The sequence below is a fragment of the Lactiplantibacillus sp. 3062 genome (assembly GCF_055413545.1).
The window spans coordinates 252,779-265,008 of the sequence record NZ_JBVAYE010000003.1 but is presented as its reverse complement, the minus strand read 5'-3'; the positions used below and the strand labels follow the sequence as shown (position 1 = coordinate 265,008).

The 12,230-nt window shown below is 45.8% G+C and carries 10 protein-coding genes; 9 read left to right on the top strand and 1 reads right to left on the bottom strand.

Annotated features, from left to right (window positions below; translation table 11 throughout):
* Positions 1 to 153: 153 nt before the first annotated feature.
* Positions 154 to 801, bottom strand: coding sequence for a YigZ family protein (locus tag ACWQAU_RS07225; protein WP_003640991.1), 648 nt, complete (start codon positions 799 to 801; stop codon positions 154 to 156).
* Positions 802 to 867: 66 nt separating this feature from the next.
* Between ACWQAU_RS07225 and ACWQAU_RS07220 the strand changes: the two genes are divergently transcribed.
* From ACWQAU_RS07220 to ACWQAU_RS07180, 9 genes are all read left to right on the top strand, one after another.
* On the top strand, positions 868 to 2,220 hold the full coding sequence (locus ACWQAU_RS07220) for an ATP-dependent helicase ComFA (protein ID WP_003643950.1): 1,353 nt from the start codon (positions 868 to 870) through the stop codon (positions 2,218 to 2,220).
* Positions 2,180 to 2,854: a ComF family protein gene (locus ACWQAU_RS07215; RefSeq protein ID WP_003643951.1), complete on the top strand. Its 675-nt coding sequence runs from the start codon at positions 2,180 to 2,182 to the stop codon at positions 2,852 to 2,854. The genes ACWQAU_RS07220 and ACWQAU_RS07215 overlap by 41 nt, the downstream gene beginning before the upstream one ends.
* Before the next feature lie 133 nt (positions 2,855 to 2,987).
* Complete coding sequence (hpf, locus tag ACWQAU_RS07210) at positions 2,988 to 3,554, top strand: ribosome hibernation-promoting factor, HPF/YfiA family (protein ID WP_003637821.1); 567 nt, start codon at positions 2,988 to 2,990, stop codon at positions 3,552 to 3,554.
* Between the two features lie 386 nt (positions 3,555 to 3,940).
* A complete protein-coding gene (secA, locus tag ACWQAU_RS07205) occupies positions 3,941 to 6,304 on the top strand; it encodes a preprotein translocase subunit SecA (protein WP_003643952.1) in 2,364 nt (787 codons plus the stop codon).
* A gap of 105 nt (positions 6,305 to 6,409) precedes the next feature.
* Positions 6,410 to 7,526 (top strand): peptide chain release factor 2 gene (gene prfB, locus ACWQAU_RS07200; protein ID WP_096641376.1). Its coding sequence is split into 2 segments (ribosomal slippage): positions 6,410 to 6,481 and positions 6,483 to 7,526, totalling 1,116 coding nucleotides; the frame shifts between segments, so codons are not numbered across the junction.
* A gap of 183 nt (positions 7,527 to 7,709) precedes the next feature.
* Positions 7,710 to 8,885, top strand: coding sequence for a membrane protein (locus tag ACWQAU_RS07195; RefSeq protein WP_003640996.1), 1,176 nt, complete (start codon positions 7,710 to 7,712; stop codon positions 8,883 to 8,885).
* A complete protein-coding gene (locus ACWQAU_RS07190) occupies positions 8,885 to 9,613 on the top strand; it encodes a response regulator transcription factor (protein WP_003640997.1) in 729 nt (242 codons plus the stop codon). The genes ACWQAU_RS07195 and ACWQAU_RS07190 overlap by 1 nt, the downstream gene beginning before the upstream one ends.
* On the top strand, positions 9,606 to 11,009 hold the full coding sequence (pnpS, locus tag ACWQAU_RS07185; RefSeq protein WP_003643953.1) for a two-component system histidine kinase PnpS: 1,404 nt from the start codon (positions 9,606 to 9,608) through the stop codon (positions 11,007 to 11,009). Before ACWQAU_RS07190 ends, pnpS begins: the two co-directional genes overlap by 8 nt.
* A gap of 344 nt (positions 11,010 to 11,353) precedes the next feature.
* Positions 11,354 to 12,229, top strand: coding sequence for a phosphate ABC transporter substrate-binding protein PstS family protein (locus tag ACWQAU_RS07180; protein WP_003643954.1), 876 nt, complete (start codon positions 11,354 to 11,356; stop codon positions 12,227 to 12,229).
* Position 12,230 lies beyond the last annotated feature (1 nt).

The window sequence follows — 12,230 nt, the reverse complement described above, 5'->3', positions numbered from 1 at the left end:
TTATGGGCCGAAATTAGTGCAACGCGGACTTTAACAATGAAAAAACAAATCATCGGCTCAAGTGCTGGGTGTTATTGTTAAGACGAGTTGGCTGTTTCGATTTTGACTGCCAATCAAAGTTTGTGAGGCTCCCAATTATATATAACCAGCAATCTAGTTGCCAGGCGTAGTGACCGGAATTTCTGTAAATTGTTCACCTTGCTCCGAAAAGGTAACTTGACCGCTCAAGAGGTTAGTGATGTCCTGCTGAATCGTTGCAATTTCGGATTGAGTGACTGCGATGATTTGTGTGACTTGAACACCGTAGTCGGTATTCAGGGTCGTTAGCTTATTTTGTTGTAAATAGTAGGTTAAAGCATCGACGTTACGATAGTCGAGCGTGATGGCGATGCGGGTTTGTAAGATTCGTTGAACCTTACCACTGACTTCAATTGCTTGCGCGGGGGTGCCATTATAAGCTCGGATCAGTCCACCGGCGCCAAGCTTGATACCACCAAAATAACGGGTCACGACCGCAAGCACGTCGTGTAGCTCGTTGGTCTTGAGCACTTCTAAGATTGGTGAGCCCGCAGTTCCGACTGGTTCACCGTCATCACTCATCCGCTGAATATGATCATCATCACCAAGCATGTAGGCGAAACAGTTGTGGTTGGCCTTAGGATTATCTGCTCGAACAGCGGCAATCTTAGCTTGAGCATCTACTTCGTCACTGATGCGGTATAGATGAGCGATGAAGCGAGACTTTTTGATGGTTTGTTCAAATACCGTGTCTTGGGTGATGGTGTAGTAGGGTTTAGTCAAATTAATCGGTTCCTTTCGTGAATAAATCGTTAAATGGCGTACTTGATAACTAAGGAGGTGCGCACAATGGAAGCACAAGTCTTATACGGTCGTCAGCTCGCATTATCTGCAAATGAGGCTGCCGCAGTACCTGCTGGCACGCAGATACTGCCAGCCATGCAGGTTGATGAACATCAAATTATCTGTCAGCGTTGCGGCAGTCACTTGGACCGACTGCGAGCCCAATTACCCAATCAGCAATATTACTGTTATCAATGTTTAAATTTAGGTCGAGTGAGTACACTAGTTAAACTCTATCATATGCCAGAACCGAATGCTTTTGCAACGGTCCCGGTTTGCACGTGGCAAGGAACCCTAACGCCCCAGCAAGCGGACTGCGCGCAATCAATCAAAGCTAACTTCATGGCGCATAAACGGCAATTATTATGGGCGGTGACGGGAGCTGGAAAAACTGAAATGCTGTTTCCAGGTATTGCGTGGGCGTTAGCGCATCAGTGGCGGGTCGCCATTGCTTCACCACGAGTCGATGTTTGCTTAGAGTTAGCACCCCGGCTCCAGGCGGCCTTTGCTGATGTTCAAATTGCTGTGCTACATGGCCGCAATCCCGCTCCCTATCAGTATACGCAGCTGACGATTTGTACGACGCATCAATTGCTACGTTTTCGTCAGGCGTTTGACGTATTGATCATTGATGAAGTTGACGCGTTTCCGTTTGCTGCCAATCCCCGTTTGGCGTTTGCAGTGAATCAGGCAGCTAAGGTGGAGGGGGCCATTCTTTATTTGACCGCGACGCCCAGCCAAAGTTTGTTGTCCCAAGTTCATCGTGGTGAGCTTGCAATCAGTTATTTACCATTGCGGTTTCACCAACATTTATTACCGGCAATTAAGGTTAAGCTACAGCCAAATTGGGCTCGGCTCTTGCAACAAGGAAAATTACCACGAGACCTTATCTGGCAACTCCAACAGTATCAACAACAGCACCAGCGCTTTTTACTATTTGTCCCGCGCATCCAACAATTAGCGCCAGTGTTTGCGGTACTCCAACACTATTTTCCCCATATGACCGGAGAGACGGTGTACTCAGCCGATCCTGGGCGACTGACTAAGGTTCAACAAATGCGGAACCAGCAGTTTCAATACTTAGTTACGACGACGATATTGGAACGAGGGGTGACGTTTCCGGGAATCGATGTGATTGTGCTTGGTGCGGACGACGAAGTGTTTTCTACGGCTGCCCTCGTCCAGATTGCAGGACGGGTCGGACGCAGCAGTGAGCGTCCGACTGGCCTCGTCTGGTTTATTTGTCACAGTCATAGCCGCAATATCAAACGCGCTCAGCGCCAGATTCGGGTGATCAATCGAAAGGGGCGACAATTACGTGCTAGCATGCCTACTGTGTCACAACATTATCACGACTAAGTTTACGTTGCCCTGGATTCTTAGTTGGCAGCCGGTTATGCGGCCGGTCGTCTGCTCGGTTTGTTGGCGGCAATTTGTACGCATCGATCGGGCAACGGCATGTTCCAAATGTGGACGTGCTCAAAAACGACCACAACCGTGTACAGATTGTCAGCGGTGGCCTGAAATCGGTCCCTTTCATAACGAGGCGTTGTTCGAATATAATGATGCGATGCATGATTATTTTCAACGCTATAAATTTCAGGGTGATTATCAATTACGCCAAGTTTTTGCGAAGATCATGCAACAAGCAGTGGTACAACGGTGTGCTGAGATATGCTTAGTGGTACCTGTCACGCCCACAACATTGCAAACACGGGGCTTTAATCAAGTTGCCGGCTGGTTAGCCGCACCCCTCGCGCCCGGGTTAATGACCCAGGCAACAGCGAAGTCAGTGCCACAATCTAAGAAAGACCGGCAAGCGCGGTTGAGAACACCACAACCATTCAAGATGGCTCCTAATACGATTTTGGCCGGCAGGCGGGTATTATTAGTAGATGACATCTATACTACCGGCCGAACGATGCGCCACGCGGCAACGCTACTTTTGGAAAACGGTGCCAAGAGCGTGACGGGGCTAACACTAGCACGTTAATTTCGAGGGAAAGTGGTATTTGGATTGTTTATTATAGCGCTTTCTATTATAATGAATTTAAGCAAAGTAATTAAAGAGTGGTCCTTTAATTACTTTGGGTACACAGCAATGTGTGTGAAGGGAGAGAAGATCTATGCTAAATTTTAATATTCGCGGTGAAAATATCGAAGTGACCCAAGCAATTCGGGACTACGTTCAAAAACGGGTGGGTAAGTTACAGAAGTACTTTGACAATAATGTTGACTCAATTGCCCATGTCAACTTAAAAGTTCACCCAGACAAGACGGCTAAAGTCGAAGTCACCATTCCACTTCCCTATTTAGTTCTCCGGGCAGAAGAAACTTCTCCTGATATGTATGCTAGTGTTGATTTGGTTACTGACAAGTTGGAACGCCAAATCCGCAAGTATAAAACTAAGGTTAACCGCAAATCCCGTGAAAAGGGTTATAAAGCGATTGATTTTGCAGCGACTGATGAAACAGTTGCCGCTGCCGACAATGATCAGGACGATAAGTTAGACGTTGTACGTACGAAGCGAGTGGCTTTAAAGCCAATGGATAATGAAGAAGCGATTCTGCAAATGGATATGCTCGGCCATGACTTCTTTATCTACGAAGACGCGGAAACGGACGCAATTAACATCGTCTATCGGCGTAACGATGGTCGTTACGGTTTGATTGAAACCGACGACAATCACTAATTTTAAAAGCGCAACTTATGAGGACTGGTCAGTTGACCAGTTCTTTATTTTTATCCCGGAACGCCCGTATAACATATTGTGATCATGAGAGTGACTTAGCCCGCGTTAGTAAGCTGAAGTTCGACTCACGGCACGTTTTTGCCAGCGACTCAAGACAGTTAAGCAAATATTGATAGAATTAAAGAACACGGGTCAGTGATTGTTGGGCTGTGGTTAAAGACTAATATTTAGTTAAGGATGTAAATAAAACGGTCGACGGTATCGGTTACATAGGGGCCTGTGGTTTTCATTGCTAGTAAATAATGGTAAAATGACAGATGGTATTTTATTTTGAAATGGACAATTGAAATTAAAATTAAGATTAATTATTTGGAGAGGATACGTAAATGGCCAACATTTTAAAACGCTGGGTTGAAAGCGACAAGCGGACTATTCGGCGTCTGGATAAGATTGCTAATAAAGTTGAAGCTTATGCCGACGAATACGGCAAGTTAAGTGATGCTGACTTGCAAGCGAAGACCCCAGAATTTCGTGAACGGTACAAGGAGGGCGAATCGCTCGACGATTTGCTGCCCGAAGCATTTGCAACGGCGCGTGAAGGTGCGAAGCGGGTACTTGGTTTATACCCATTCCACGTTCAAATCCTCGGTGGAATCGTTTTGCATCAAGGTGACATTGCTGAAATGAAGACTGGTGAAGGGAAGACCTTAACGGCCACTATGCCAGTTTATTTGAATGCCATCTCTGGTAAGGGTGTTCACGTTGTAACAGTTAATGAATACTTATCAGCGCGTGATGCGACTGAAATGGGTGAACTGTATAACTGGTTAGGGATGAGTGTCGGAATCAACGGGGCTGAAAAGTCGCCTGAAGAAAAACGTGCCGCTTATAACGCCGATATTACTTATTCGACGAACGGTGAAATTGGGTTCGATTACTTACGTGATAACATGGTGGTCTACCGTGAAGACATGGTGCAACGACCACTTAATTTTGCCATCATTGATGAAGTTGACTCAATCTTAATTGATGAAGCCCGGACACCGTTGATCATTTCTGGTCAATCAGAAGGTACAACGGGAATGTATAAGCGGGCTGACCGTTTTGCTAAGACGTTGACGAAGGATGAAGATTACAAGGTTGACTTGGAATCTAAGACGGTCGCATTATTAGACGAAGGGATTCGGAAGGCTGAAAAATACTTTGGCTTGGAAAACCTTTACGATACTGATAATACGGCGTTGAACCATTACTTGGATGAAGCTTTGCGTGCGAACTACATCATGTTGAAAGATAAAGACTACGTGATTTCAGACGGTCAGGCGTTGATCGTTGATTCCTTTACGGGGCGGATCATGGATGGTCGGCGCTTCTCAGACGGGTTACACCAAGCAATTGAAGCTAAGGAACACGTTGAGATTCAAGAAGAAACCAAGACGATGGCGAATATCACGTACCAAAACTTATTCCGGATGTACAAAAAGTTATCTGGGATGACTGGGACGGCCAAGACGGAACAAGAAGAATTCCGCGAAATCTATAACATGGAAGTTATTACGATTCCAACAAACCGCCCGATGATTCGTGATGACCGTTCAGATTTGCTTTACCCAACGTTACAAAGCAAATTCAACGCGGTCGTTAAAGAAATCAAACAACTCCATGAAAAGGGCCAACCAATGTTAATTGGGACCGTTGCCGTGGAAACGTCAGAATACTTGTCGCATCGCTTGGATGAGGAAAACATTCCGCACGTGGTCTTGAACGCCAAGAACCATGCGAAGGAAGCTGACATTGTTGCAAACGCCGGTCAACGTGGTGCGGTTACCATTGCCACCAACATGGCTGGTCGGGGGACCGATATCAAGTTGGGACCTGGTGTCAAAGAAGTCGGGGGGCTCGCCGTTATTGGGACTGAACGTCATGAGTCCCGCCGGATCGATAACCAATTGCGGGGCCGTGCTGGTCGTCAAGGTGATCCTGGTATGTCACAATTCTACCTTTCACTTGAAGACGATTTGATGCTACGGTTCGGTTCAGAACGAATCAAGAACTTCCTGCAACGGATGAATGTTGAAGATGATGATGCGGTTATTCAATCACGGATGATTACTCGACAGGTTGAGTCCGCTCAAAAACGGGTTGAAGGGAACAACTATGACTCCCGGAAGAACGTTCTACAATATGATGATGTTATGCGGGCTCAACGTGAAGTGATTTACGGCGAGCGGCAACAAGTCATTATGGAAGAAAAATCTTTAAAGCCCGTTATCATGCCAATGATCAAGCGGACCGTTGAACGGACCGTTCAGTTACACATGCAAGGCGATGCCAAGGACTGGGATTTAGATGCAGTTGTTGACTTTGCCCAAGCTGCTATGGTGAAGGAAGATTCAATTAGTGTGGCTGACTTGAAAGGTAAGTCGCCAGCAGAGGTTGAAGCTTACTTGATGGACCGGGTCGATAAGATTTATGCGGACAAGGCTAAACAGCTTTACGATGCGGGTCAGATGCTAGAATTTGAAAAAGTCGTTATTCTGCGAGTGGTCGATTCTCATTGGACGGATCACATTGATGCGATGGATCAATTACGGCAATCGATCGGTTTACGGGGCTATGGTCAATTGAATCCGTTAGTTGAATATCAACGAGACGGTTACCAGATGTTTGAAGAAATGGTCGCGGATATTGATTATGATACGACGCGACTCTTCATGAAGTCTGAAATTCGCCAAAATATTCAGCGTTAAAATTTAACGTTAGTGCTAGCGAGTCTAAGACTAAGGTCTTAGGCTCGTTTTACAGTTAAACTAGATATTAAATAATTAATAAATAAGTTGAAAGAAGGGTCCTTTGTGGAATTAAGTGAATATAAACACCTGATTGAAGAAATGCAAAGTGCTGTCGACGACTTTAGGGGGTCGCTTTGACTTAGATGCTTTGAACGAAAGCATTCAAGAAAATGAAGCTCGAATGGCCGAACCCGGTTTTTGGGACGACCAGGCTGCCGCCCAGAAAGTCATCGATGAGAATAACGTGTTGAAAGGAAAGTATGATACGTTTAAGCAATTAGCTGATGAAGTCGGTGACTTGGCAGTCGCTTATGAGTTACTGAGTGAGGAACCCGATGCTGAGATGCAGGCTGAGTTTGAAACGGACTTTCAGCACGCTGAACATGATTTACAACAGTACCGACTCAACTTACTTTTGGACGGTCCGTACGACCGCAATAACGCTATTTTAGAAATCCATCCCGGAGCTGGTGGGACCGAATCCCAAGATTGGGGTGCGATGCTACTAAGAATGTACACGCGCTGGGCTGCGAGTCACAATTTCAAGGTCGAGACTGTTGACTACCAAGCTGGTGATGAGGCAGGCATTAAGAGTGTGACTTTATTAATTAGCGGGCACAATGCTTATGGTTATTTGCGGTCAGAAAAAGGGGTTCATCGTCTTGTTCGGATTTCGCCGTTCGATGCGGCTGGTCGGCGCCACACATCTTTTGCGAGTGTTGATGTGATGCCTGAGTTAGATGATACCGTGGATGTTGATATTCGACCTGAAGATTTGAAGATTGACGTTTATCGAGCCAGTGGGGCCGGTGGACAACATGTCAACAAGACTTCTTCAGCGGTTCGGATTACCCACGTGCCAACGGGAATCGTTGTTGCCAGTCAAGCACAACGGTCACAATTACAGAACCGACAAACAGCATTGAACATGTTACGAGCGAAGTTGTACGAACGTGAAGAAGAGAAGAAGGCTAAGGAACGGGCGGCCATCCAAGGTGAGCAAATGGACATTGGGTGGGGCTCACAAATTCGCTCTTACGTTTTTCATCCGTATACGATGGTCAAGGATCACCGGACTAATTATGAATCACATGATGGGCAGGCTGTCATGGATGGTGATCTTGATCCGTTTATGGATGCTTACTTACAATGGAAATTAGCCCAACGTAATCCGCAATAGATTGCACAAATACTAAGGTGACCTATCATTGCGCAGGTCGTCTTAGTATTTTTTTGGCTACTAGTCTTATAATATAGAGATATTAAAGCGGTAATAGCAGGACTGACGGAATTGAAACGGCGTTGGTCTCCTTGGGCAAAAATGCTATACTAACTTCAGAGTTTAACGTTAGGGGTCACGCACATGCAGGTATTAAAGATTTTTGAATTGTTTCTTTTACAACCGCTAGTTTGGTTAGGATTGCTGCGTAGTTATTTAACCGCTAAACGGCGGGTGAAGAGTGAACGGCAGCATTTTCAGAGTGCTATCAACCCACAATTAGTTGAAGTCCACCACTTTTTAGTGGATGGCTGTTTACTAGGAGTTCTAATGACAATTATTAGCTTGGCATTGGGATTAGTGGTGGCCCCCATCTGGGTGGTTATATACGAAGTAGTGGCGGCCATTAGCTTGATCATTATTCCTGGTGCACTGGTACCAGTGACCGCTTTTGGCCTCAGCTGGTTAGTTTATTGGATTATGAGCCCGGAATTAACGACGGTGGGGGGCGCTTTACAACGGCACGGTGTTGCCATGACCAGTATGAGTGGCAATTTGGTGGTGAACGGACTATTGTTATTAGCCATCGTGCTGGCGGCTACGGCGGTCTTGTTACGACACTATGATTATGAGGGCCGTTCACCGCAACTACAGCCCGACCAACGTGGAAAGCGACTTGTTCGTTACCAGTGGCAACAATTGTTGGTCTTACCAGTTGGAGTACTGGTCCCCGGTGATTGGTTACACGCAACTATCAGTTGGTGGCCTGTGTTTATGGTTGGCGAGCGCTCCTTCAGCATTTTATTGTTGCCTTTATTAGTTGGGACGAGTGTTCGCGTTTATAAGCAGCTGCCACAAATTGCATGGCGGCAGTTAGCGGCCCGCTATGGTTGGGTAACACTCGCGAGTGTTTTGGTTGCAATCATTGCCCGTTTTGCAGTGCTCAGCCCGCAGTGGTTGCTAGCATTGATGGGATTAATCGTTGTGCTAACTTGGGGAATCTTAGCACAGCACCGTTATCACGATCGACACCAACAGTTTCGATATTCTGATACTGAACAAGGTGTGCGGGTGATTGGGTTACGCCCCCACACGCCCGCGGATAAATTAAATCTCGATTTAGGAGATATTATCTTGGAATGTAACCGGCAACCAGTTAATACGGAAGCTGAATTTTACGCGGCCCTACTGAAAAGTCCGACGTATGTTCACCTTAAAGTGCGCAATCGGCAACAGGAATTAATTATTACCGAAACGGCGATCTATAATGGCGCCCCACACGAGTTAGGAATTGTGTTATTCACTGATCAGGAGGATTAATGACCATGGATAAGATTTTAGTGGTAGACGACGAACCAGCTATCGTCACGTTATTATCATATAACTTGAAGCAGGCGGGGTACGAAGTTGTGACGGCGACGGATGGTGCGGACGCGTTGTCATTAGGCCTGGCCCAATCATTTACATGTATTTTATTAGATTTGATGTTGCCGAAACTCGATGGAATGGAAGTAACAAAAAAGTTACGACAAGAAAAGGTTCAGACGCCTATTATTATTGTGACGGCTAAAAATGATGAGTTTGATAAAGTGTTCGGCTTGGAATTAGGTGCGGACGATTATATAACCAAGCCGTTTTCACCCCGCGAAGTGCTCGCTCGGATCAAAGCAGTTATTCGGCGGACAACGCCGGACGAGCCCGTGACACCACCGGCACCCATGCCGCCTGCTAATCGTGCGGTAATGCTTGTTGGTGATTTACAGATTGATCAAAACAAATACCGGGTCGCGCGCAACGGGAAAAATATCAGTTTGACACCAAAGGAATTTGAATTACTCGTGTATTTTGTTGAACGAGAGGGCCGGGTCCTCAGTCGTGATGCGATTTTAAATCACGTCTGGGGCTACGACTATGCTAGTGAGACGCGGATCGTTGATATTCACATCTCACATTTACGTGAAAAGATTGAAGCAGATCCCAAGCAGCCACGGTTGATCAGGACGGTCCGGGGCTTTGGCTACGAATTTGTGGGTGACGGCCATGCATAATCGCTGGCAACAGACGACACGGTTATTGCTCATGGAAAATGTGTTACTGGTTTTGATCGTGTTGGTCGTGTTGCAGCACTTTTCGCCAATTAAGTGGTCCTGGCGCCTAGTCGGTTGTTTAGTTGGTGCTTGGCTGGTTTTGGCAGTAATCGAGGGCTTGATCGCTTGGCGGCAACAAAGTGAACGGCAGCGCACGATCGACCGTATGGAAGCTAAGCTTCGTCAGATGAGTAGCCAGCAATTTCCACCACATATCTTATTGCCACAATCGGACCCCTTATACAGCCTAGCACAAGCAGTCAACCAGTTAGAGAGTTATCAAAAAAGTCAGACGCGCCGTGCGGAACTGCAAGAAAAAGAGTTAATGATGATTATGCGGTACTTGCCTGTGGGAGTGATGGTCATTGACCACCGGCGACAGGTTCAACTGTCTAATCCGGCGATGAGTGAACTATTGCAAGTCTCGGTTAATACGGTGGCCCACATTTATACCAAGGATATTCAGCTGTACGCGTTGACTAAATTGATTGAAGATACGATTACTAGTGGCAAAAATCAACGGGCAACGATTACGTTGACTCCAGCACCTAACACGCAGGTTGTCGAGGCTTCAACCGTTTATATCCAAGGCAATCGTTCACAATTTCAAATTGTCCTGATGTTGTATGATATCACTGAAGTCTATATGATTGAACAAATGCAGGATGATTTTGTCAGCAACGCTAGCCACGAGTTGAAGACGCCGATTACAGCCATTTCCGGTTTCACTGAAACGTTGTTAAGTGGTGCCAAGGATGATCCGGACACGCTTGACCAATTCTTGCATATTATTGCGGATGAAAGTCAACGGTTGATTGATCTCATTCAGGATGTTCTGTCGCTATCGCGAATTCGTGCTCAGAATACGACGATGTTAACCTTAGTTCCGCTTGCTGTTCGACCATTGATCGAACAGGAACTGGCTGTAGTTCAGCAGGCAATCGAACGTCAGCACTTAACGATCAATAACCAAGTCGATGCTGATCTAATGATAACGAGCGATTCACAGAAGTTGAGTCAGATCATCAAAAATCTGTTAACGAATGCAATCAAGTATAATCGACCTCATGGTAGCGTGACGATTGCCACCATGGTCAGTCATCAAACGTGGTCGCTGATAGTTAAAGATACGGGCATTGGTATCAGTGCCGATGATCAACAGCGTATTTTTGAACGCTTCTATCGGGCGAGTCCGTCACGTTCACAGCAACTTGTGAGTGGGACTGGACTCGGATTAGCGATTGTTCAAGAATTGGTCAACGCAATGCACGGAACAATCGACGTTGTCAGTCAACGGGGCGTTGGGACAACTATGACAGTTACATTGCCACTAGCTGCGAGTGCTTCCGAGCAGTAGTAAGGCGTTAAGCATACGGACAGTTCTGATTGTAACTGGTGGTCTATCAAATGATGACGTGGTGACGGTATGAGTTGCATTGCTGAGTCAAAAGATGTCATTAGTTGAGAATTGAATGTGTCGTAATTAAGCCAGACGAATTGATAACGATTTTTAAGGTAAATGTAAACCTTGAAAATCGTTTTTTTTGTACACTTTTTTAATTTTCCTTTCATATTGGGGGCTAAAAGCCGGTAATAATTAAAAATATATCGACGTTTACACAATCTTTACAAAACTCATATAAAGCATTTACACAAACTTTGTATTATTGAATATGAGCAATGGGTAGGAGGTATATAGTTATGAGAAAAAGTCGGGTCATCCAATTAATCGTGTTAATCGCGATCATTGGACTAGTTGGATTAGGGTACACACATCGCGATCAAACTAGTGCCAGTGAATCAATTACCGCGGTTGGATCAACGGCCTTACAGCCACTGGTTGAAGCAGCCGGTGAACAATACAGCAGCAACCATACCGGTGTGTTTATCAATGTGCAGGGTGGTGGCTCTGGAACGGGACTCAGTCAAATTCAGGCGGGGGCCGTGGCAATCGGTAATTCTGATATTTTTGCCGAAGAACAGTCTGGCATTACAGCGAGCAAGTTAATTGATCACCGGGTAGCCGTCGTCGGTATTGCCCCCATCGTTAATAAAAAGGCGGGCATTACCAATTTGACGCAGCAGCAACTCATTCAGATTTTTACTGGCAAGGTCACGAATTGGCGTGAAGTTGGTGGACGTAATTTACCGATTACGTTAATTAACCGTGCTCAAGGCTCCGGAACCCGGAAGACATTTGAGCGATACGCCTTAAAGGGTAATCAGAGTGTTGATTCCCAAGAACAAGATTCGTCAGGATTAGCTCGGTCAATTGTTGCTAGTACACCTGGCGCAATTAGTTATGTGGCTTTTTCTTACTTAGACAACTCAGTCCAGACCGTCAATGTTGATGGTATTCGGCCAACCGAAAAAAATGTGCGGAATAATCGCTGGTACATCTGGTCCTACGAACATTTATATACGGGGAAGCACCCCAATCAGTTAACCAAAAAATTTATTGATTACATTTTATCAACCGCTGTTCAGCAGAAGTTAGTCAAGCAGTTAGGTTATATTTCGGTCCATGACATGCAAGTACAGCGGAATGCGGCCGGTAAAGTTTCAGTTATGAAATGAG

What these genes read in the sequence shown, in the direction of transcription:
- pnpS (WP_003643953.1), top strand. Translation starts at nt 9,606, where the DNA reads ATGCATAATCGCTGGCAACAGACGACACGGTTATTGCTCATGGAAAAT.
- ACWQAU_RS07220 (WP_003643950.1), top strand. Translation starts at nt 868, where the DNA reads ATGGAAGCACAAGTCTTATACGGTCGTCAGCTCGCATTATCTGCAAAT.
- ACWQAU_RS07190 (WP_003640997.1), top strand. Translation starts at nt 8,885, where the DNA reads ATGACCATGGATAAGATTTTAGTGGTAGACGACGAACCAGCTATCGTC.
- secA (WP_003643952.1), top strand. Translation starts at nt 3,941, where the DNA reads ATGGCCAACATTTTAAAACGCTGGGTTGAAAGCGACAAGCGGACTATT.
- ACWQAU_RS07180 (WP_003643954.1), top strand. Translation starts at nt 11,354, where the DNA reads ATGAGAAAAAGTCGGGTCATCCAATTAATCGTGTTAATCGCGATCATT.
- ACWQAU_RS07195 (WP_003640996.1), top strand. Translation starts at nt 7,710, where the DNA reads ATGCAGGTATTAAAGATTTTTGAATTGTTTCTTTTACAACCGCTAGTT.
- hpf (WP_003637821.1), top strand. Translation starts at nt 2,988, where the DNA reads ATGCTAAATTTTAATATTCGCGGTGAAAATATCGAAGTGACCCAAGCA.